Origin of the sequence: Streptomyces sp. NPDC089919 (genome assembly GCF_040684615.1) — a bacterium.
GTDB lineage: Bacteria > Actinomycetota > Actinomycetes > Streptomycetales > Streptomycetaceae > Streptomyces.
In genome coordinates, this window is the sequence record NZ_JBFBGK010000085.1 from 17,293 (window position 1) to 37,949 (window position 20,657).

At 74.7% G+C, this 20,657-nt stretch carries 19 protein-coding genes; 10 read left to right on the top strand and 9 right to left on the bottom strand.

What is annotated here, in order from left to right:
* Positions 1-16: 16 nt before the first annotated feature.
* Together AB0O40_RS27900 and AB0O40_RS27905 are read left to right on the top strand one after the other, a co-directional pair.
* A complete protein-coding gene (locus AB0O40_RS27900; protein ID WP_365047435.1) occupies positions 17-622 on the top strand; it encodes an ATP/GTP-binding protein in 606 nt (201 codons plus the stop codon).
* A 16-nt stretch (positions 623-638) separates the two neighbouring features.
* Positions 639-1,910 carry a styrene monooxygenase/indole monooxygenase family protein gene (locus tag AB0O40_RS27905; protein WP_365047385.1) on the top strand — a complete coding sequence of 424 codons (1,272 nt, stop codon included), beginning with the start codon at positions 639-641 and terminating at the stop codon, positions 1,908-1,910.
* Here the strand turns inward: AB0O40_RS27905 and AB0O40_RS27910 are convergent.
* Positions 1,850-3,121 carry a C40 family peptidase gene (locus tag AB0O40_RS27910; RefSeq protein WP_365047388.1) on the bottom strand — a complete coding sequence of 424 codons (1,272 nt, stop codon included), beginning with the start codon at positions 3,119-3,121 and terminating at the stop codon, positions 1,850-1,852. The two genes, AB0O40_RS27905 and AB0O40_RS27910, sit on opposite strands and share 61 nt — an antisense overlap.
* 182 nt (positions 3,122-3,303) lie before the next feature.
* Here AB0O40_RS27910 and AB0O40_RS27915 point away from each other — a divergent pair, with 182 nt between their 5' ends.
* The gene (locus tag AB0O40_RS27915) at positions 3,304-4,677 is read left to right on the top strand and encodes an FtsW/RodA/SpoVE family cell cycle protein (RefSeq protein ID WP_365047390.1); all 1,374 of its coding nucleotides are present in this window, start codon (positions 3,304-3,306) and stop codon (positions 4,675-4,677) included.
* The gene (locus AB0O40_RS27920; RefSeq protein WP_365047393.1) at positions 4,674-6,182 is read left to right on the top strand and encodes a penicillin-binding transpeptidase domain-containing protein; all 1,509 of its coding nucleotides are present in this window, start codon (positions 4,674-4,676) and stop codon (positions 6,180-6,182) included. The genes AB0O40_RS27915 and AB0O40_RS27920 overlap by 4 nt, the downstream gene beginning before the upstream one ends.
* Before the next feature lie 34 nt (positions 6,183-6,216).
* Here the strand turns inward: AB0O40_RS27920 and AB0O40_RS27925 are convergent, their stop codons facing one another.
* The gene (locus AB0O40_RS27925; protein ID WP_365047396.1) at positions 6,217-7,326 is read right to left on the bottom strand and encodes a ferritin-like domain-containing protein; all 1,110 of its coding nucleotides are present in this window, start codon (positions 7,324-7,326) and stop codon (positions 6,217-6,219) included.
* A 188-nt stretch (positions 7,327-7,514) separates the two neighbouring features.
* Here AB0O40_RS27925 and AB0O40_RS27930 point away from each other — a divergent pair, with 188 nt between their 5' ends.
* The 3 genes from AB0O40_RS27930 to AB0O40_RS27940 are packed head-to-tail and all read left to right on the top strand — an operon-like array spanning position 7,515 to position 9,548.
* On the top strand, positions 7,515-8,444 hold the full coding sequence (locus AB0O40_RS27930; RefSeq protein WP_365047399.1) for a diiron oxygenase: 930 nt from the start codon (positions 7,515-7,517) through the stop codon (positions 8,442-8,444).
* A 41-nt stretch (positions 8,445-8,485) separates the two neighbouring features.
* A complete protein-coding gene (locus AB0O40_RS27935) occupies positions 8,486-9,235 on the top strand; it encodes a helix-turn-helix domain-containing protein (RefSeq protein WP_365047402.1) in 750 nt (249 codons plus the stop codon).
* Positions 9,236-9,260: 25 nt separating this feature from the next.
* A complete protein-coding gene (locus AB0O40_RS27940) occupies positions 9,261-9,548 on the top strand; it encodes a hypothetical protein (RefSeq protein WP_365047405.1) in 288 nt (95 codons plus the stop codon).
* A gap of 21 nt (positions 9,549-9,569) precedes the next feature.
* Here the strand turns inward: AB0O40_RS27940 and AB0O40_RS27945 are convergent, their stop codons facing one another.
* The 3 genes from AB0O40_RS27945 to AB0O40_RS27955 all read right to left on the bottom strand — a co-directional run bounded on the left by AB0O40_RS27945 (position 9,570) and on the right by AB0O40_RS27955 (position 12,508).
* The gene (locus AB0O40_RS27945) at positions 9,570-10,838 is read right to left on the bottom strand and encodes a HAMP domain-containing sensor histidine kinase (protein ID WP_365047408.1); all 1,269 of its coding nucleotides are present in this window, start codon (positions 10,836-10,838) and stop codon (positions 9,570-9,572) included.
* Positions 10,838-11,698: a hypothetical protein gene (locus AB0O40_RS27950; protein WP_365047411.1), complete on the bottom strand. Its 861-nt coding sequence runs from the start codon at positions 11,696-11,698 to the stop codon at positions 10,838-10,840. Before AB0O40_RS27950 ends, AB0O40_RS27945 begins: the two co-directional genes overlap by 1 nt.
* A gap of 183 nt (positions 11,699-11,881) precedes the next feature.
* Positions 11,882-12,508 (bottom strand): hypothetical protein, encoded by a 627-nt coding sequence (locus AB0O40_RS27955; protein ID WP_365047414.1) that lies wholly within the window; start codon positions 12,506-12,508, stop codon positions 11,882-11,884.
* Between the two features lie 234 nt (positions 12,509-12,742).
* Between AB0O40_RS27955 and AB0O40_RS27960 the strand changes: the two genes are divergently transcribed.
* Positions 12,743-13,549 (top strand): nuclease-related domain-containing protein, encoded by an 807-nt coding sequence (locus tag AB0O40_RS27960; RefSeq protein WP_365047417.1) that lies wholly within the window; start codon positions 12,743-12,745, stop codon positions 13,547-13,549.
* Between the two features lie 417 nt (positions 13,550-13,966).
* Here the strand turns inward: AB0O40_RS27960 and AB0O40_RS27965 are convergent, their stop codons facing one another.
* Both AB0O40_RS27965 and AB0O40_RS27970 read right to left on the bottom strand, forming a co-directional pair.
* The gene (locus AB0O40_RS27965) at positions 13,967-14,911 is read right to left on the bottom strand and encodes an ATP-dependent DNA ligase (protein ID WP_365047438.1); all 945 of its coding nucleotides are present in this window, start codon (positions 14,909-14,911) and stop codon (positions 13,967-13,969) included.
* Positions 14,911-15,864 (bottom strand): DNA ligase polymerase domain-containing protein, encoded by a 954-nt coding sequence (locus AB0O40_RS27970; protein WP_365047420.1) that lies wholly within the window; start codon positions 15,862-15,864, stop codon positions 14,911-14,913. The genes AB0O40_RS27965 and AB0O40_RS27970 overlap by 1 nt, the downstream gene beginning before the upstream one ends.
* A gap of 68 nt (positions 15,865-15,932) precedes the next feature.
* Between AB0O40_RS27970 and AB0O40_RS27975 the strand changes: the two genes are divergently transcribed.
* Positions 15,933-17,078 (top strand): Ku protein, encoded by a 1,146-nt coding sequence (locus AB0O40_RS27975; RefSeq protein WP_365047423.1) that lies wholly within the window; start codon positions 15,933-15,935, stop codon positions 17,076-17,078.
* A 91-nt stretch (positions 17,079-17,169) separates the two neighbouring features.
* Here AB0O40_RS27975 and AB0O40_RS27980 read toward each other — a convergent pair whose 3' ends face one another.
* Entirely contained in the window at positions 17,170-17,535 is a 366-nt protein-coding gene (locus tag AB0O40_RS27980; protein WP_365047425.1) for a DUF6479 family protein, read from the bottom strand.
* Between the two features lie 376 nt (positions 17,536-17,911).
* Here AB0O40_RS27980 and AB0O40_RS27985 point away from each other — a divergent pair, with 376 nt between their 5' ends.
* Entirely contained in the window at positions 17,912-19,474 is a 1,563-nt protein-coding gene (locus AB0O40_RS27985; protein WP_365047427.1) for an MFS transporter, read from the top strand.
* A gap of 69 nt (positions 19,475-19,543) precedes the next feature.
* Here the strand turns inward: AB0O40_RS27985 and AB0O40_RS27990 are convergent, their stop codons facing one another.
* The gene (locus tag AB0O40_RS27990) at positions 19,544-20,335 is read right to left on the bottom strand and encodes a hypothetical protein (protein WP_365047429.1); all 792 of its coding nucleotides are present in this window, start codon (positions 20,333-20,335) and stop codon (positions 19,544-19,546) included.
* Positions 20,336-20,657 lie beyond the last annotated feature (322 nt).

Genomic DNA, 20,657 nt, shown 5'->3' on the forward strand with positions numbered 1-20,657 from the left:
TACCCCCGAGGACGACCTGGCGCCCCTCCTCGACACCGAGGAGGGCGTCCAGCCCTGGCAGTACGACCGCTCCCGCGCGCCGATCGCCGTCAAGGTGCTCGTCGCGGGCGGGTTCGGCGTCGGCAAGACCACCTTCGTCGGGTCGGTCTCCGAGATCACGCCGCTGAAGACCGAGGCGCTGATGACCGAGGCCAGCGCCCTCACCGACGACCTGACCGCCACCCCCGGCAAGACCACCACCACGGTCGCGATGGACTTCGGCCGCATCACCCTCGACGACGACCTCGTGCTGTACGTCTACGGGACCCCCGGCCAGGAGCGCTTCTGGTTCATGTGGGACGACCTGGTGCGCGGGGCGATCGGCGGCGTGGTGCTGGCCGACACCCGGCGGCTCTCCGACTGCTTCCCCGCCCTCGACTACTTCGAGAGCTGCGGTCTGCCGTACATCGTGGCCGTCAACCACTTCGAAGGAAGCCAGTCCTTCGAGGTCGAGGACGTGCGGGAGGCGCTGACCATAGCGCCGCAGGTGCCGGTGGTGATCATGGACGCCCGACGCCGGGTGACCGTCCTGGAATCGCTGCTGACCCTGGTCGCGCACACCCTCGACAACACCCCCGAATAGCCGGAGAGATAGCGTCATGCGGAAGATACTCGTCGTCGGGGCCGGTCAGTCCGGCCTCCAGCTCGCCCTCGGCCTCCAGGCCAAGGGGTACGAGGTCACCCTGATGTCGAACCGCACGGCCGACGAGATCCGCGCCGGCCGGGTCATGTCCACCCAGTGCATGTTCGCCACCGCCCTCCAGCACGAGCGGGACCTCCAGCTCAACTTCTGGGAGGGCCAGGCCCCGAAGATCGAGGGCCTGGGCGTCTCGGTGGCGGCCCCCGACGGCTCCCGCCCGATCGACTGGCTGGGCCGCCTCAAGGGCCACGCCCAGTCCGTCGACCAGCGGGTCAAGATGGCCGGCTGGCTGGACACCTTCGCGCAGCGCGGCGGCCAGCTGGTCATCCACGGCGCGACCGTCTCCGACCTCGACTTCTTCGCCCGCACCTACGACCTGGTGCTGGTCGCCGCCGGCAAGGGCGAACTGGTCTCGATGTTCGGCCGGGACGCCGCCCGCTCCCCGTACGACGCCCCCCAGCGCGCCCTGGCCGTCAGCTACGTGCACGGCCTGGGCCCGCGCCGGGAGCACCCGGACACCGAGGCGGTGCGCTGCAACCTGGTCCCCGGGGTCGGCGAGCTCTTCGTGATGCCGACCCTGACCACCTCCGGCCGCGCCGACATCCTCTTCTGGGAGGGCCTGCCGGGCGGACCGCTGGACGTCTTCCAGGGGATCAAGGACCCGGCCGAGCACCTGGCGCTCACCCTCGAACTGATGGAGAAGTACACGCCCTGGGAGTACGCCCGGGCCACCAGGGTCGAGCTGACCGACGCGGGCGGCACCCTGGCCGGCCGGTACGCGCCGGTGGTGCGCAACCCGATCGGCCGGCTGCCCGGCGGCGGGCTGGTGCTGGGCGTGGCGGACGTGGTCGTGGCCAACGACCCGATCACCGGGCAGGGCTCCAACTCGGCGTCCAAGTGCGCCGCCTCGTACCTCTCCTCGATCCTGATGCACGGGGACAAGGAGTTCGACGAGGCCTGGATGAAGGCCACCTTCGACAAGTTCTGGTTCACCTCCGGCAAGCCGGTCACGCAGTGGACCAACGCCATGCTCGGGGTGCCGCCGGAGCACGTGCTGAACCTGATCGGCGCGGCCGGGCAGCTCCAGCCCGTCGCCGACCGGTTCGCCAACGGCTTCGACAACCCGGCCGACTTCGACGGGTACTTCTACGACCCCGAGGACGCGGCGGACTACCTGGCGGAGGTCTCGGCCTCCGTGGCCGCCGCCGCGGGAGCCTCCTCCGAGGAGTAGCCGGAGTCGTCCCCGCCGCCGGTGCCCTCCGCCGCCGCCTCCTTCGGGAGCGGCGGCGGACTGTACTCGGCCAGCGGCCGGCCGCCCGGGTCCGGGCGGACCGCGCCCAGCAGCGGGTTCGCCGCGATGGGGGAGACCTTGACCCGGGCCCCCGGCCGGGGCGCCTGGATCACCATGCCCTTGCCCAGGTAGATCGCCACGTGGGTGGCCTTGGGGAAGTACAGGACCAGGTCGCCCGGGCGGAGTTCGTTCAGCGGCACCTTCGGCAGCTGCGCCCACTGCTCCTGGCTGGTGCGCGGGATGGCCCGGCCGGCGTGCGCCCAGGCCTGGGAGGTCAGCCCCGAGCAGTCGAAGGACGCGGGGCCCTCGGCGCCCCACACGTACGGCTTGCCGATCTGCTCGGCGGCGTACTCCAGGGCCGCGCCGCCCTCGGCGGTGGGGGCCCGGGTGCCGCCGGGGCCCAGCCGGCCGGAGTCCTCCAGCTGCTGCTGGGCCTGCTCGGTGCCGGCCCGCTCCAGCTCGCCGAGTTCGGCGAGCTGGTCGGCGGTCAGCGAGGCCAGCAGCTTCTCGACCTCCGTGAGCCGGGACCGGACCCCGTCGCGCTGGGCCTTCTGCTTCGCCGCCAGGGTCTGCTGGGTGTCCAGGGCCTTGCGGGCCTCGGTGGCCAGCGAGTCGGCCCGCTTCTCGGCGCCGGCCAGCCGGGCCAGCACGCCCGCCTGGTGGGCGGCCTCCCGCCGGGCCAGCCGCCGCTCGTCCAGGGCCTGTCCGGGGTCGCCGGAGAGCAGCATCCGCACGTACGGGGAGAAGCCCGCGGCGCCCTGGTACTGCTGCCGGGCCAGCCGTCCGGCCGCGGCCCGGCCGGCCCCGAGCGTGGTCCGGGCCTTCCCGAGGTCGCCGCTCAGCCGGCGCTCCTCCTTGCGGCGGGCGTCCAGCGCGACCTCGGTGGCGTTGTAGGCCTCGCTGGCCTCCTCGGCCTCCCGGTACAGGGTCTGGAGCCGCCCCAGCAGCTCCTTCACCCCGCCCGCCTTGGCGTCGGCCGGTACCGGGCCGTCGCCGGGGGCCGGGTCGGGCGCGCTGTCCGGGGCGGTGTCCGGGGCGGGTTCGCGGACGGCGGCGGGGGGCGCGCCGGCCGCGGACGGGGGAGCGGCGGCCGCCAGGGCCACGCCGGCGGTCGCGGCGGCGCAGACCAGGCGCAGGAGCCGTCCGGGCATGTGATCACCTCCGTGGGTTCGGGGGGATCGTGCCATGCGAAGTACGACAAATCGCCCGACCGGGTCGGCCCTGCCACCCACCCCACCCTTGTGGCCCACACCCTGTCCGCCATGACTGACGTGATGTCAGCAGATCGTTACATAAGGGGACATACACTTCGTCGGCTTGCTACCGTGCCGATATGACCGCATTGACGGCGAAAGTGGCCGAGGAGGCCCCACCCCCCGCACCTCCCCACCCCCGCCGCCGGGGGATCGAGCTGGCCCTGCTCGCCGGCGCCGTCCTGATCGTGCTCCTCGGCTACACCTGCGTCGGGCTGGCGGTCCGCGGCACGGCCCCCGCGGACGTCTCCCGGCACGCCGCCGGACTGGGCCTGGCCGCCCTCCTCGCCCATCTGGCCGTCCGGCTGCGCGCGCCGTACGCCGACCCGCTGCTGCTGCCGATCGCGGTGCTGCTCAACGGCCTGGGGCTGGTGCTCATCCAGCGCCTGGACCTCGCCGGCCCGCAGAGCCGGCCCGGTGCCGGCGGGCAGCTGGTCTGGTCGTGGCTGGGCCTGGGGCTGTTCGTCGCCGCGGTGCTGCTGCTGCGCGACCACCGGGCGCTCCAGCGGTACGCCTACCTGTCGGTGGCCGCCGCCCTGCTGCTCATGCTGGTGCCGGTGTTCTTCCCGGCGACCAACGGCGCGCACATCTGGATCCGGGCCGGCGGCCTCTCCTTCCAGCCCGGGGAGTTCGCCAAGGTCCTGCTCGCGGTCTTCTTCGCCGCGTACCTGGCCGCCAACCGGACCGCGCTGGCCCTCACCGGCCGCCGCGTCTGGTGGTTCCGGCTGCTGCCCGGCCGGGTGCTGGCGCCGATCCTGACCATCTGGCTGATCAGCGTGGGACTGCTGGTCCTGGAGCGGGACCTCGGCACCTCGCTGCTGTTCTTCGGGCTGTTCGTGGTGATGCTCTTCGTGGCCACCGGCCGGATCGGCTGGATCGCCATCGGGCTGGTGCTGGCCGGCCTGGGGGCCTTCGCCGTCGGCACCCTCGAGCCGCACGTGCACGGCCGGGTGCAGGACTGGCTCGACCCCTTCGCCTCGATCGCGGCGGGCCGGGGCCCGGGGCAGCTGGCCCAGTCGCTCTTCGCCTTCGGGGAGGGCGGCGCGCTCGGCACCGGCCTGGGGGCCGGCCACTCCCTGCTGATCGGCTTCGCCGCCAAGTCCGACTTCATCCTGGCCACCGCGGGCGAGGAGCTGGGGCTCGCCGGGCTGACCGCGATCCTGCTGCTGTACGCGCTGCTGGTGGCACGGGGCTTCCGGGCCGGGCTGGCGCTGCGCGACCCCTTCGGCCGGCTGCTGGCCACCGGGCTGGCCACGATCATCGCCCTCCAGGTCTTCGTGATCGCCGGCGGGGTGACCGGGCTGATCCCGCTGACCGGCATGGCGATGCCCTTCCTGGCCCAGGGCGGCTCGTCGGTGGTCACCAACTGGCTGATCGTGGCCCTGCTGGTGCGGGTCAGCGACAGCGCCCGCCGCCCGGTCCCGGCCGGCCCGGAGTCAGGGGGCACCCCTTGATCCGCTACATCCGCTGGTCGGCGTACTGCTGCCTGGTGCTGCTGGTGGCGCTGCTGTTCCACACCGCGCGGCTCCAGCTGGTGCGCTCCGCCGAGCTGTCCGCCAACCCGGCCAACAAGCGCGGCGACATCGCCCGGTACGCCCGGCCGCGCGGGGACATCCTGGTCGACGGCCGGCCGGTGACCGGCTCCCGGGACAGCGGCCAGGCCCTGCGCTACGAACGCACGTACGCGAACGGCCCGCTGTACGCCCCGGTGACCGGCTTCGCCTCGCAGACCTACGGCACCAGCTTCGTGGAGCGGGCCGAGGACGGCGTGCTGGCCGGCACCGACCCGGCGCTGACGGTGCTGCCGCTGTGGCACGACCTGACCCGGCGCCGGCCGGCCGCCGGGCACGCCGTCACCACCGTGAAGGCCGGGCTCCAGGCGGCCGCGTACACCGGGCTGGCCGGCCGGCGCGGGGCGGTGGTCGCGCTGGAGCCGGCCACCGGACGGATCCTCGCGCTGGTCAGCAGCCCCTCCTACGACCCGGCGGAACTCTCCGGGACCGGGCCCGGGGTGGCCCGGGCCTGGGCGCGGCTGAACGCCGACCCGGCCCGCCCGATGCTCAACCGGGCGCTGCGGGAGACCTATCCGCCCGGCTCCACCTTCAAGATCGTGACGGCCGCGGCGGCGCTGGACGCGGAGGTGGTCACCGACGCGGACGCGCCCACCCGGACCCCGGACCCGTACGTGCTGCCCGGGACGAACACCCCGCTGCCGAACGCCTCGACGGGCTGCGAGGACGCCTCGATGGCCGCGGCGATCCAGTGGTCCTGCAACACGGTCATGGCCAAGATCGGCGTCGAGGTGGGGCTGCGCGGGATGGTCGAGGCGGCGGAACGATTCGGCTTCAACGACGGCGGGCTCCGGGTGCCCTCCTGGGTGTCCCGCTCGAACTTCGACACCGACATGAGCCGGGACCAGCTGGCCCTCTCCTCGATCGGCCAGTTCAACACCCGGGCCACCCCGCTCCAGATGGCGATGGTCGCGGCCGCGGTGGCCAACGGCGGCGAGATCCGCCGCCCGTACCTGGTGGAGGCCGCGACCCAGCACGACGGCGACCCGGTCCGGCGGGCCCGCCGGCACGACCTGCACCGGGCGATGAACCCGGCCACCGCGCTGCGGTTGCAGCAGCTGATGCGCAAGGTGGTGGAGGAGGGCACCGGCAGGAACGCCGCGATCCCGGGCGCCGAGGTGGGCGGCAAGACCGGCACCGCCCAGCACGGGCTGGGCAACGCCGGCACTCCCTATGCGTGGTTCATCGCCTGGGCCCGGGCGGAGAACACCCCGGTGCCGGGGGTGGCCGTCGCCGTGGTGGTCGAGGACGCCGAGGCCGACCGGGGCGACATCAGCGGCAACAGCAGCGCGGCCCCGATCGCCCGGGCCGTGATGGCGGCGGCCCTCGCCGCCGAGCCGGGGGCGCGCCCGGCGCCCGCAGCCCCGGGCCGCCGCCCCGCCCGCTGAGACGGCCGCGGGCGGTCCGGCGTACGGGGGCGGGTCAGTCCGCCCGGGCCCCCTCCGCGACGGCCGCCCGGACCTCGGCCACCCGCTCGGCCTCCTCGGCGGCGAACCGCTCCCGGTCCAGGGCCTCGGCCAGCTCCTCGTCCTGGGCCATCAGCAGGTCCAGGTTGGAGTCGCCCATCTCGAAGACGCCCATGTCGAGGTAGGCCTTCTGGAGCCGTTCGCCCCACAGCCCGATGTCCTTGACGCAGGGCACGATCCGGCTGAAGAGCAGCCTGCGGAAGAGGTGCAGGAACTCGGACTGCTCGGAAAGCTCCTCGGCCTCCTGCTTCGGGATGCCGAAGTTCTCCAGCACCTCCACCCCGCGCAGCCGGTCCCGCATCAGGTAGCAGCCCTCGATCACGAACTCCTCGCGCTCGCGCCGCTCGGCGTCGGTGAGCTGCTTGTAGTAGTCGCGCAGCGCCATCCGGCCGAAGGCCACGTGCCGGGCCTCGTCCTGCATCACGTACGCCAGGATCTGCTTCGGCAGCGGCTTGTCCGTGGTGTCCCGGATCATCCCGAAGGCGGCCAGCGCGAGGCCTTCGATGAGCACCTGCATGCCGAGGTAGGGCATGTCCCAGCGGGAGTCGCGCAAGGTGTCGCCGAGCAGCCCCTGGAGGCTGTCGTTGACCGGGTAGAGCATCCCGACCTTCTCGTGCAGGAAGCGGCCGAAGATCTCGGCGTGCCGGGCCTCGTCCATGGTCTGGGTGGCGGAGTAGAACTTGGCGTCGAGGTCCGGGACGGACTCCACGATCCGGGCGGCGCAGACCATGGCGCCCTGTTCGCCGTGGAGGAACTGGCTGAAGTTCCAGGCCGCGTAGTGCCGGCGCAGCTCGCCCTTGTCCTTCTCGGTCAGCTTGGGCCAGTGCCGGCTGCCGTAGAGCGTCAGGACCTCGTCGGGGGTGCCGAGCGGGTCGTACGGGTCGACGCCGAGGTCCCAGTCGATGCGCTTGGCCCCGTCCCACTGCTTGTCCTTGCCCTTCTGGTAGAGGGCCAGCAGCCGCTCGCGGCCGTCGTCGTACTCCCAGGTGAACCGGGCCGAACCGGCGGCGGGGACCTCCCAGGTCCCCTCCGTCGGGCCGCTGGTGTAGAGCTCGTGCGTCGACACGGACGCCCCCTTGTCTCCCGCTGCCTTCCGCGTCGTCGCGGAGTTCCGTACAGGACTGGACAGTTGGCAGGTTCACACGTTGGTAGACGCGGGGTCAACAAGTGACGCGCAGGGGATTGACGGTCTTGCTGACAAGCAGTCTCATAAGAGGTGACCGCTGGTAACCCACTCACGAGGTGTCCGATCCCATGACGACCACGACCGACCGCACCGTCCTGCGCGACGCGCTCGGCCTGCTCAAGGACCGTGAGCAGATCGCCGAGCGGCTGCTGGAGTCCTCCGCCAAGCACTCCTTCGACCCGGACAAGGAACTCGACTGGGACGCACCGCCGGTCGAGGGCAAGTGGTTCTGGCCCCCGGAGCTGGTCTCGCTCTACGACACCCCGCTCTGGAAGAAGATGTCCGAGGAGCAGCGCATGGAGCTGGCCCGGCACGAGGCCGCCGCGCTGGCCTCGCTGGGCATCTGGTTCGAGATCATCCTCATGCAGCTGCTGGTCCGGCACATCTACGACAAGTCCCTGACCAGCAATCACGTCCGCTACGCGCTGACCGAGATCGCCGACGAGTGCCGCCACTCGATGATGTTCGCCCGGATGATCCAGACCGGCGGGGCGCCCGCCTACCCCGTCTCGCGCACCAACCACAACCTCGCCCGGGTCCTCAAGACCATCTCCACCACCCCCGGTTCCTTCGCCTGCACCCTGCTCGGCGAGGAGATCCTGGACTGGATGCAGCGGCTGACCTTCCCGGACGAGCGGATCCAGCCGCTGGTGCGCGGGGTCACCAAGATCCACGTCGTGGAGGAGGCCCGGCACGTCCGGTACGCCCGCGAGGAACTGCGCCGCCAGATGCTCACCGCCCCGCGCTGGGAGCAGGAGCTGACCCGGATCAGCTGCGGCGAGGCGGCCCGGGTGTTCTCCATCGCCTTCGTCAACCCGGCCGTGTACGACAACGTCGGCCTGGACCGCCGGGAGGCCGTGGCCCAGGTGAAGGCCAGCGGCCACCGCCGGGAGGTCATGCAGTCCGGCGCCAAGCGGCTGACGGACTTCCTGGACGACATCGGCCTGCTCCGCGGGGTCGGCCGCCGCCTGTGGAAGAGCTCGGGCCTGCTGGCGTGAGCGTTCCCTGGGCGTCCGTACGGGGGGTTACGCTGCCGGGCATGACGACCCGGACCACCGGCTCCACCACTCGGACGGCCCCCAGGGGCGGTTACCGCAGGCTGAGCGTGGCCGAGCGGCGGGGCCAGCTGCTGGAGGCGGCCCTGTCGCTCTTCGCCCACCGCGCGCCGGAGGACGTCTCGCTGGACGACGTCGCGGAGGCGGCCGGGGTCTCCCGGCCGCTGGTCTACCGCTACTTCCCCGGCGGCAAGCAGCAGTTGTACGAGGCCGCGCTGCGCACCGCCGCCGACGAGCTGGAGCAGTGCTTCGCCCAGCCCCAGACCGGCCCGCTGACGCTGCGGCTGTCCCGGGCCCTGGACCACTACCTGGCCTTCGTCGCCGGGCACGCCACCGGCTTCAGCGCGCTGCTCCAGGGCGGCAGCGTCGCCGACACCTCCCGGACCACGGCCACCGTCGACGAGGTGCGCCGGGCCGCGGCCGAGCAGATCCTGCTCCACCTGGCGGTGCCGGAGCCCGGCCCCCGGCTCCGGATGATGGTGCGGACCTGGATCACGGCCGTCGAGGCGGCCTCGCTGATCTGGCTGGACGAGGGCCGCCAGCCGGCCGTGGCCGAGCTGCGGGACTGGCTGGTCGACCACTTCGTCGCCCTGCTGACCGCCACCGCGGCCACCGACCCGCAGACCGCCGCGGCGGCCCGGGCGGCCCTCGCCCTGGAGTCCGCGGAGGGGGCCGCCGGGCGGCTGGCCCGGCGGGTGCTGCCGGTGGTCGCGGAGGCCGCGCACCTGCTCTGAGCCCCGGGGCTGTGACACTGGAGGGGTGAGAAGCGCTGACACCCCCTTCGAGGGCGGGCCGATGGACGGCCGGGTCCTGCCGATCCTGCTCGGCCCGACCGGACACCCGCCGAAGGTGTACGAGATCCCCGTCCCGGCCGCCGACGGCGGCCCGCCCACCGTGCTGGTCTACCGGCGCGAGGCGGCCGGCTACACCCGCCGCCTGCACCTCCAGACCGGCTGGAAGTACGCCTTCGACCCCACCGGCGAACGCCCCCGGCTGCGCTGGCCCTGGACCAAGCCGGTGCCCCGGCCCGGCGCGGACTCCGAGTAGGGGCAGGGGCCCCGGGCGGGGTCAGGCCCCCGGGGCCGGATCCACCGGCGCCGGCAGGGTCAGCACGGCCTCGGCCCCGCCGGAGTCAGGGTTCCGGAAGACCAGCGAGGCGCCCAGCACCCCGGCCTGCCCCACCGCGATGGTCAGCCCCAGCCCGTGCCCGCTCACCCCCGCCTTGGGCTCCGTACGGAACCGCTGGGGCCCGTGCGCCACCAGGTACGGCGGGTACCCCTCGCCGTGGTCGCGCACCGACACCACCGGCCCGTCCACGGTCAGCGACACCGGCTCCCGCCCGTGCTTGTGCGCGTTGGCGACCAGGTTGCCCAGCACCCGCTCCAGCCGCCGCCGGTCCGTCTCGACGTAGACGTCCCGCACCACGACCACCTCGGTCGCGGTGCCCGAGGCCCGCACCACCCGCCGCGCCACCTCGCCCAGCGGGTGCAGGTCCGCCTCGACCTGCTCGCGGCCCGAGTCCAGCCGCGAGATCTCCAGCAGGTCCTCCGTCAGCTGCCGCATCGTACGGACCCGTTCGCGCACCAGCTCCGTCGGCCGGCCCTCCGGCAGCAGCTCGGCGGCCGCGGTCAGCCCGGTCAGCGGGGTGCGCAGCTCGTGCGAGACGTCGGCGGTGAAGCGCTGCTCGCTGAGCAGCTTGGCCTGGAGCGTGGAGGCCATGGTGTCGAGCGCCCCGGCGACCGTGGCCACCTCGTCCTGGTGCCGGGAGGGGTCCTTGGTCCGCGGGTCGGCCACCCGCGCGTCCAGGTCGCCGGCCGAGATCCGGCGGGCCACCTGCGCGGTCAGGTGCAGCCGCCGGGTGACCCGGGTGACCGCGAAGGCGCCGAGCAGCAGCGTGCCGCCGATGGCCAGCACCGAGGAGCCGATGATCGCGTTGTCCAGCCCGCTGATCGTCCGGGCGCTCTGGCCGTAGTCGATCGTGGCGGCCAGCGCCCGGCCGTCGGCCGGGGCCGCCGCCCACATGGTGGGGGCGCCCCGGAAGTCGTCGACCATGGTGCCCCGCAGGCCGCCCAGCGCGAGCGCGCGCAGCGACGGCGGCAGCCCGTCCGGGTCGATGCCCGAGCCCGGCGGCAGCGCCTCGCCGGCCTCGTACGCCTGGGAGGCGAGGGTCAGCTTCGCGAGCGCCTTGTCCCGGGCGGTCTGGACGGTCTGCCGGGTCACCTCGACGTGCACCAGCGCGCCGAGCACGGCCGCCAGCGCACAGCACATGACCACGATGAAGCAGGCGGACTTCCAGGTCAGCGTCGCCGTCCAGGCCGGCAGCCGGGGCCCGCGCATCAGCTTCTCCCGGCCGGGCTCGGTGCGGCGGACGGCGGTCGGGGGGTCTCGTCCGGGTCGGCGGACGGCCCCTGCCGGGCCGGGGTCGGGGCGGCCGACGGGGACTTCGCGGCCGCGCTCGGGCCGGTGGCCGGGAGTCTGGGGAGCCGGCTGCGCCGGGGCTGGGTCACCCGGACGACCTGGTCGCGGGTGGGCAGCATGGTGCGCTGCTTCTCGTCCCAGGACCAGGCGATGATCAGCTCGTAGCCCGGGTTGCCGCCGGGCACCCGCAGGATGACGTCCCGGCCGGCCACCTCCACCGAGATCACCGAGTCGATGGTGCCCATGATGCGGTTCAGCCGGCCGTCCTGGTCCGCGGTGTAGGCACGGACGGCGAGCTGGTCCTGGGGCAGTGCGATGCCGATGATCAGCTCGTCGTGGCCGTTGCCGGTCAGGTCCCGGTAGTACGGGGCGAGCACCGGGCAGCCGGGCGCCGCCGCCGTGGTGCAGGCCTTGATCGCCTGCGCGGTCTCCGGGGGCAGCGCCTCGGGACCGCTGGCCACGTCCGGGTTGGCCGCGATCTCGGCCTTCACGAGGGCGAGCGGGTCCACGCCGTGGACGTCCTGGTCCTTCACCGGCGGAATGCCCTGGACGTACTCGGGCGGCTGGCCGCCGGGGTCCACCGGCGGGACCGTGGCGCCCTTGTGCCCCGGCCACAGGTGCAGCGGCCCGCTGGCCACCGGCGTGGGGCCGGCGCTCTCCAGCCGGCCGGCCCCGCCGCAGCCCGTGGCGGCCGCGGCCAGGGCCAGCAGGACCAGCGCGAGCGGCACCGCGCCCGCCGGCCGGCGGGCGGGTCTGGGCGGGGTGCGGCGGAGCTTCACGGGCCTCCTGGCTCCGGGGGCCGCGCGGCGCGTCCGCGTGGCCGGTGACGTGGTCGGGCGCAACTGCGGTCCCTGCGTCGCACGGTAAACCCTATGCGGCGGGAAGTCCCATTTGTCCGCCTGATGGATTCCGGCGGCCCGAGGCCGGCGCGCCTCGTGTCGCCCGGGTGGGGGAGGCGCGGGTCAGGACGAGGCGCGGCCGCGGCGCAGCATCGCGAAGCCCAGGCCGGCGGCGCCGACGGCGGCCATCCCGGCGCCCGCGCCGACCAGCAGCACGCCGTCGCCCGGCCCGCCGCCGTCGGCCGGACGCAGCGCCTGCACCCCGGCGTTGACCGCGCCGAGCGGCTTGGCGGAGAGCGCGTACCCGGTGCGGTGGGCGGTCTTGTGGCCGTCGCCGTTCCCGAGCGGGGTGCCGTGCCCGGCCGCGGACCGGCGGGTGCCGTCCACCCAGGAGCTGACCCGGCCGTCCGGCTGGAGCGCGATGTGCAGACCGGCCCGCTCCGCGTACGCGGGGGAGCCGTCGGCGGTGCGCAGCACCGTACGGACGGTGCCGCCGGCCTGCACGTCCGCCCGGAAACCGCCGGTCGGACCGGTCCGGTAGACGTTCGCGGTGGAGACCCCGTCGGCCAGCGACACGCTCTTGACCGGCGAGAGTGCGGGCGGCACGGGCGCCTGGGCCGCGCCGGGGGTCCGGGCCGGGGCCGCATCGGCGGGCCCGGCCAGCGCGACCGCGGCGGGCAGCGCCAGCACGCTCCCCAGGAGCGCGGTGACGGCGGCGGCGCGGGCGGCGGTGCGGCGGAAGGTGGTCACGGCGGGTCCTCGGCGGTTCGGCGGGGTGGGGACGGGGGGTTGCGCTGGTGGTACCCACGCTAGGAGCGGGGTGTATCAGCCGGACCGTGGCCGTGTAACAGCCGTCCATAGCTGTCCCGGCGATGTCGTTACACAACCGCCGGGTGCCGCGCGTCTTGCCGCCCGGGCGGCCTGCTGCTCCCATGGGCACCGGAGTCCGGGCGCCCCGCCCGGGCGCGGGTGGGGGTGACGGGGATGGGACTGAGAGTCGTGCCGGTGCGCGAGCGCGGCGCGCAGCGGCTGTACGTGAGCCTCCCCGAGGGGCGGACCGTCGCCTGGTACGACCGCGAGGCCGGGCGGATCAGCCTGCTCGGCGCGGAGCACGAGGCGGCCGTGCTTGCCGCGCTCGCCCCCTACCTGACCGGCTCCTACACCGTCGGGCCGCCGCCGGTGCCCACGCCGGCCGAGCTCCACCGGCTCGCCCTGCACCCGGACGACGACCTCGCCCCGAACCGGCCGGGGGAGGCGCTGCTGGGCGAGTTCGCCTACGGCGAGCGGGGGCGGCGCGGCCGGGGGCTGCGGCACGACCTGCTGGCGCAGCAGCGCTTCGGAGCCGAGCTGGACCTGCTGGAGGAGCGGGGGTGGCGGGTGCTGCACTCGATCCCGCTGCCGGGGGCCGGGGCGGCGGGCAGCGGCCGCATCGACCACCTGCTGATCGGACCCGGCGGCGTCTTCGCGGTCCGTACGATGGCGGGGCGGCGGCAGCGGGCGGCGGTCGGGGACCTGCTGCTGGGCGTGGGGCGGGCCGAGCCGCGGCCGGAGGTCCGCTGGGCCCGGCGGGCGGCCGAACGGGCCTCCCATGCGCTTGCCGCCGCGGTCAGCCCGGTGCTCGCGGTGGTCGACGCCGCGCGCGTCACGATCGCCCCGACCCTGCGGGACGTCCGCATCCTCCGCGAAGGCGAGACCCCCGCCCTGGCCGCCCTCGCCGGCGTCCTGAAACCCGCCGACACCGAAGCCCTCCACACCCTGGCCCGCACCCGCCACACCTGGACCTCGGCGTAGCCGCTGAAGCGGCCCCGTTGGGGACCCGGCACCTCCAGCCCCGCTGGGGGACCCGGTACAACCAGCCTCGCCGGCGTTTGAGGCGCGGGGTCCGGGGCGGCGCCCCGAAACCTGGGCGCGGCCTACCCCTACCGGCCCGCCCCGCCGGGGGGACCCGGCACCTCCAGCCCCGCTGGGGGACCCGGTACAACCAGCCTCGCCGGCGTTTGAGGCGCGGGGTGCCGGGGCGGAGCCCGGCCGCTGCGCGGAGCGGTCCCCTAACCCGCCCTCCCCCAGACTCCGTCCGGGGGGACCCCCATCCCGAAACCGGGGCAAGCCCCGGACCCCGTACCGCCGCTCCGCGCCGGTGCGCTCAAACGCCGCGCGGCTGGAAGGTACCCCCAGCCCGGCTGAAGCGGCGAGGCGACGCAAGCGCGCCTACGGGTCCGCCCGGACCCGGAGGACTTCCGGCGGCGGATGCCGCGTACTGGCCCTCCGTACCTCCACCGTCAACGGCGGATCCAGCAGCCGGTACGGCACCTCTCCCAGCCCGATCGCCGTGACCACCCCCACCGGCTCCTCGCCAGAGGCAACGGCACCCACACCCCCGGCGGAGCCGGGCCCCGCACCGGAGGGGGCATCCGTAGCCGGGCCAGGGCGACGCAGCGCCGCCACCGCCTCCCCCCGTACGCCGGTGGACAGCGGGGACGAGACGACCGGCGTGTCGTCGTCGGGGAGGACCAGGACGAAGGCGGTCGGCCGCCGGGCCGGTCCCGTGTAGCCGACCGCCGCCGCATCCGTCGTGTCGGTGTGCCGCAGCTTGCGCCAGGCCCGCCGCCCCGCCGGATAGGCCTGGTCCAGCCGTTTGATCACCAGCCCCTCGATCCCGCTCGCCGGCAACGTCTCGTACCAAGTCGTGGCCAGCTCCGGATCCGTGGTCATCGGTACCGGCTGCAGCGGCGGCCCCAGCGGCAGCAGCAGGTCCACCAGCATCGCCCGCCGCTGCTCGTACGGCCGTCCCCGCAGGTCCAGCCCCGCCAGCTCCAGCACGTCGAAGGCCGCGTACGACGCCGGCAGCGACCGCGCGAGCAGCGGCGCGCGCGCCGCCGTGGCCGCGGCCCGCCGCTGGACCAGCGCGAACTCCGTGCGCCCGGCGTGCCACACCACCACCTCGCCGTCGAGCACGGTGTCCGCCGGCAGCCGCAGTGCCGCCGCCGCCAGGTCCGGGAAGGCGCCCGTCACGGTCCGCCCGGACCGGGCCTGGAGCACCACGTCGGCGGCGGTCCGCACCACCACCACCCGGTGCCCGTCGAACTTGGGCTCGTACGCCAGCCCGGCCCCCCGCGGCAGCTCCCGCACCGCGGCCGCCAGCGCCACCCGGATCACGCCGCCCCCCGCCGGCCCCGCCCCGGCAGCCCCCGCGCCCGGTTCAGGTTGATCAGGGGCCCGAAGAGGTCGCCGTCCCGCGCCAGCCGGCCGATCACGTCCTCGGGCAGGAAGACCAGCTCGGCGGGGTCCCGGCAGGCCGCGACCTCCTCCCAGGACACCGGCGCCGAGACCGTCGGCAGCGGCCGGGCCCGCAGCGTGTACGGCGCGGCCGTGGTCTTGGCCGCGGCGTTCTGGCTGAAGTCCACGAAGACCTTGCCCGGCCGCAGCGCCTTCGCCATCCGGTGCACCACCAGCTCCGGCAGCTCCCGTTCCGCCTCCTGCGCGAGCTGCTTCGCGTACGCCGAGACCTGCTCGGCGGGGGTCGGTTCGAGCGGCACGGACAGGTGCAGCCCCTTGGAGCCGCTGGTCTTGGCGAAGACGTGGAAGCCGTCCGCGGTCAGCCGCTCGCGCAGCCAGCCCGCGGTGGCGCAGCACTCCACCACCGTGGCCGGCGGGCCGGGGTCCAGGTCGAAGACCATCCGGTCGGCGATCCCCGGCTCCGCCGCCCGCCACTGGTGGACGTGGAACTCGACGACCAGGTTCGCCGCCCAGACCAGGCTGGCCAGGTCCTGGACGAGCACCTGCTCGGCGACCGTCCCGCCGCCCCCGCCGCCGTACCCGCCCCCGCGGCCCCAGCCGCCGCCGTCGGAGCGCGGTACCCGGGCGGTCCGCACCCAGGACGGCGTGCCCGGCGGCGGGTTCTTCGTGAAGAACCGTTCCCCCGTCACCCCGTCGGGGTAGCGCAGGAAGGACACCGGCCGGTCGTGCAGGTGGGCGAGGAGCGCCCCGGCGACCCGGGCGTAGTAGTGCACCACCTCGCCCTTGGTGAATCCGTTCTCCGGATAGAGCACCTTGTCGAGGTTGCTGAGCGCCACCCGACGCCCCTCCACCTCTGTGATCGGCGTCATACGATGAGACTCCCACGATCCGGCGAACCGGGCAGCAGGGCAGAGACCGTCACGAAAGGTGACGCATCGTGCGATCCATATGGAACGGGGCGATCTCCTTCGGGCTGGTCAGCATCCCGATCAAGCTGGTGAACGCCACCGAGAGCCACTCCATCTCCTTCCGCCAGATCCACACCTCCGACGGCGGCCGGGTCCGCTACCGCAAGGTCTGCGAACTGGACGGCGAGGAGCTCTCCACCGACCAGATCGGCAAGGGCTACGAGGAGGCGGACGGCTCGATCATCCCGATCACGGACGAGGACCTGGCGGTCCTCCCGCTGCCCACGGCCCGGACCATCGAGATCGTCTCCTTCGTGCCGGCCTCCGAGATCGACCCGCTCCAGATGGACGCCGCGTACTACCTGGCGGCGAACGGCGTCCCGGCCGCCAAGCCGTACACCCTGCTGCGCGAAGCCCTCAAGCGCAGCCAGCGGGTGGCCATCGCCAAGTTCGCGCTGCGCGGCCGCGAGCGGCTGGGCATGCTGCGGGTGGTGGACGACGTGATCGCCATGCACGGGCTGCTGTGGCCGGACGAGATCCGGGCCCCGGAAGGCGTCGCGCCCGAGACCGAGGTGACCGTCCGCGAGGCCGAGCTGGACCTGGCCGACGCGCTGATGGCCACCCTGGGCGAGGTGGACCTGGCGTCGATGCACGACGACTACCGCTCGGCGGTCGAGGAGCTGATCGCCGCGAAGTCCTCGGGCCAGGCCCCCCGGGAGGCCGCGGCCGAGCCCGGCGCCCAGGTGATCGACCTGATGGCGGCCCTGGAGAGCAGCGTGCGGGCGGCCCGCGCCTCGCGCGGCGAGGAGGCCGGGGGCGAACCGGCCGCGGTGACCCCGATCCGCCGCACCGCCGAGCCCAAGGCGGTGGGCGGCAAGAAGTCCACGGCGGCGGCCGGCCGGAGCGCCGCTGCGGCGCCCAAGAAGGACGCCACGGCCAAGCGGACGACGAAGGCCCCGGCCCCGGCCAAGAAGACGTCCAAGTCCGCGGCGACGGCGACGACCGCGGCGACTGCGGCGAAGAAGACCACCGCCGCCGCGAAGAAGACCGCCGCCGGGGCCGCCGGTACCAAGGCCTCGGCCTCGGCCTCGAAGAGCGCCGCCAGGGCGACCAAGGCGACGGCGAAGACGACGGCCGCCAAGACCGCCACCCCGCGCAAGCGCCGCTCCGCCTGACGTCGGGCGCACGGCCAGGGGGCGCGGAATGCGCCTGCACGGCCTGGAGGCCGCCGCCCTCGCGGGGCGGCGGCCTCCGGGCCGGGGCGGATCAGACGGTCTGGTGCCGTCCCCAGTGCTTGGTCCTGGTCTTCGGTCGCTCGCCCCTCTCCTCATGGCGCTGCTCGGTCCACTGCTGGTGCGCCGCGTCCGGGTGCTCGGCGGACCTGCTGCCGAAGTTTCCGTACCCCATCATCTCGTGCGGCTGGAGGCCGCCCTTGGGGAACTCGACGTGTTCCCGCTCCTCCCGTACCTCCAGTACGGCCCCGCCTTCGGGAAGGTGCGGCTGGCTCTCGGGGGTGGGTGGCGCGGGCTCGCGGTCGCGTACCCGCATCCCGCCCCAGAAGGAGAAGAGCAGGAACCCACTGACGGCCACCCCGACCATGAGGAAGGGGAGTATTTCCGCGAATGTGTCCATGTAGAAAGTATTACCCCGAATGGCCCATTCTTACCCGAATGGCGAATTCTGCCCGGCCGGAGAAGACTGGCACCGCACGCCCCGCCCGTCCCCGGGCCCAGCAGCGAGGGAGACGACCACCATGTCGAAGCGAGGCAACAAGCGACGCGCGCGCAAGAAGAAGGGCGCGAACCACGGCAAGCGCCCCAACACCTGACCGCCGGCGCCGCATCACCCAGGCACGGTTCGGGGCCCGCACCCACGGGGGGCGGGCCCCGAGCCATGAGCGGTGTGCGCCGGGCCGCGCTCCCCCGTCCGGACGGCATACCGGCGCGGCCGGCCGGACCCCGGGCGTGGCATCCCGGGTCAGGCCGGCCGGGCCGATGAAAGTACCGGCATGTCGACAGAACCCACGGTCCCGGCCGCCGGCGGACCCACCGGCCCGGGCCCCGGCCCCGCCGGGCCGGGCACCGGCCCCCCGGACGCCCCGCCCGACCCGCGCCGCTGGTGGATCCTGGCCGTCATCGGACTCGGTCAGCTGATGGTCGTCCTCGACGCCACCATCGTGAACATCGCCCTCCCCTCCGCCCAGGCCGCGCTCGGCTTCTCCGACGGCCGGCGCCAGTGGGTGATCACCGCCTACGCCATGGCCTTCGGCAGCCTGCTGCTGCTCGGCGGCCGGCTCGCGGACCTCTTCGGGCACCGGCGGGCCTTCCTCGTCGGCCAGGCCGGCTTCGCGGCCGCCTCCGCGGTCGGCGGTGCCGCGGGCAGCTTCGCGGTCCTGGTCGGGGCCCGCGCCGTGCAGGGCGCCTTCGCCGCCCTGCTCGCCCCGGCCGCCCTCGCGGTGCTCACCACCACCTTCACCGCACCCGCCGAACGCGGCCGGGCGTTCGGCGTCTTCGGGGCGCTGGCCGGCTCCGGCGGCGCGGTGGGCCTGCTCCTGGGCGGCGTGCTGGCCCAGCACCTCGGCTGGCGCTCCACCATGTACGTCAACGTCGTCTTCGCCGGCCTCGCCATCACCGGCGCCCTGCTCCTGCTGCGCCGGCTGCCGCCCGGCCGGCACCGGCCCCGGCTGGACCTGCCCGGCACCGCGCTGGCCTGCGCCGGGCTCTTCTGCCTGGTGCACGGCCTGGCGGAGGCCGGTTCACACGGCTGGAGCTCCCGGCACGCGTACGGCTACCTGCTGGCCGCCGCCGTCCTGCTCACCGCCTTCGTCTGGTGGCAGCGCCGGGCCCCCGAACCGCTGCTGCCCCTGCACGTACTGCTCGACCGGGTGCGCGGGGCGGCCATGCTCGCCGTCTTCCTCACCGGGGTCGGGATGTTCGGCGTCTTCCTCTTCCTCACGTACTACCTCCAGCGGATCCGCGGCTACGGCCCCGCCGCCGCCGGACTCGCCTTCATGCCGATGTCCCTCTCGATCATGGCCAGCGCGATCGGCGCCAACACCTCGCTGTTCCGCCGGCTGGGGGCGCGCCCCCGGATCCCGCTGGGCATGCTGCTGGCCGCCGCGGGCCTGGCCGGGATGACCCACCTCACCGTCGACAGCCCGTACGCCACCCGGATCGTGCCCCCGCTGGTGGTCATGGGCGCCGGCATGGGACTGATCACCTCCACGGCGATGAACCTCGGCACCGCGGGCATCCCGCCCCGCGAGGCGGGCGTCGGCTCCGCGCTGATCAACGCGATGCGGCAGGTCGGCGGCTCGGTGGGGACCGCGCTGATGAGCACCGTGGCGACCATGGCCACCGCGGCCCACCTGGCGGGCCGGCCGCGTACCCCGCAGGCGCTGGCCGCCGGAGTCCTGGAGGGCTACCACACCGCCTACGCCGTCTCCGCGGGGATCTTCGTCTGCGGCGCGGCGCTCACGTACGCCCTGCTGCCGGCCGGCCTGGTGCTCCGCGAACGCGGCCCGGCCCGGCACCCGGCGGCCCCGCCCGCCCGGGAGCCCGAACGCCGCTGACCCCGCCGGGACGTCCGGCGGGGTCGGGGGGCCGGGGTCAGGGGCGCCGAGGTCCGGCGCCCCTGCCGGTCAGGAGCAGCCGGAGACGGTGCTGCGCACCCGGTCGCCCTTGGACGCGTGCGCCACCTTGCAGGTGTTCCGGCCGAGGCCGCCCTCGACCTGGCCGTAGCCGGGGCCGATCACGAGCACGGTGTCCTGCAGCCCGCGGATCGTGTCGTTGCCCGGGCCGCCCTGGACGATGCCCGCGGACTCCGGGCCGACCGCCTTGGGCTCGATCACGTCGTCCTCGCTGCCGCCGAGGACCCGGCCGCCGAGGTCGACGGTGCCGGTGGTGATGGTGTCCTTGCCGTCGTTGCCGAAGACCTGGCCGCCACCGCGCTCGTAGTCGCCGGGCTGGCCCATGACGCTGCCGGTGGTGATGCGGTCGTTCCCGTGGTCGCCGTAGACCGCGGCGCCGTGCGCGGCGTCACCGACGACCAGCGCGGTGATGATGGTGTCGTCGCCCATGCCGCCGCGCACCGCCGAGTCGCCGTTGCGCGGGTAGAGGTTGTTGACCTGGAGGGTGTCGTCGCCCTCGCCGCCGATCACCTGCGAGTCGATGAGCATGCCCTTGACGCGGATGTTGTCGTTGCCGCCGGCGCCGTAGATCGTCACGTTCACGACGTCGTTCTCACAGAGGATCGTGTCCGCGTCCTTGGTGCCGTAGACGTCCCCGGGCGGCGCCTCGACACCGTTGACGTAGCACCACTGCGAGGACCGGCCATCGGCCTGGGCGGGGGCGGCGGCCAGCGAGGCGGCCATGACCACCGAGGCGGCCACGGCATGGAGGGTGAAGCGGAACGCGCGGTGCGCACGCGGCATGGTGACTCCCGTACGTGGGGGTGAGGGGCCCGGTCAGTCTGAACCGGCCGGACCGGCCCCCGCCGGGCGCCACACCGACACACCGGACCCCGGTACGCCGTACGAGCCCGCGCGGGCGAACCGAGCCGGGCGGCGGTGCGCCGATCCGGTGAGTCTGCCCGGCCGGTACGCGGCCGCCCGCCCGCGGCGGGAAGTGATCGGGAGACGCAGCCGGCCGCCACCCCGGCGTCGGGTCGGCCGCCCTCGGCCCAGGCCCCGGAGTCCAGGACGAAGGCCACCGCGGCGCCGGTGCGCTGGCGCATCTTCGCCGCGAGCTCGGCCT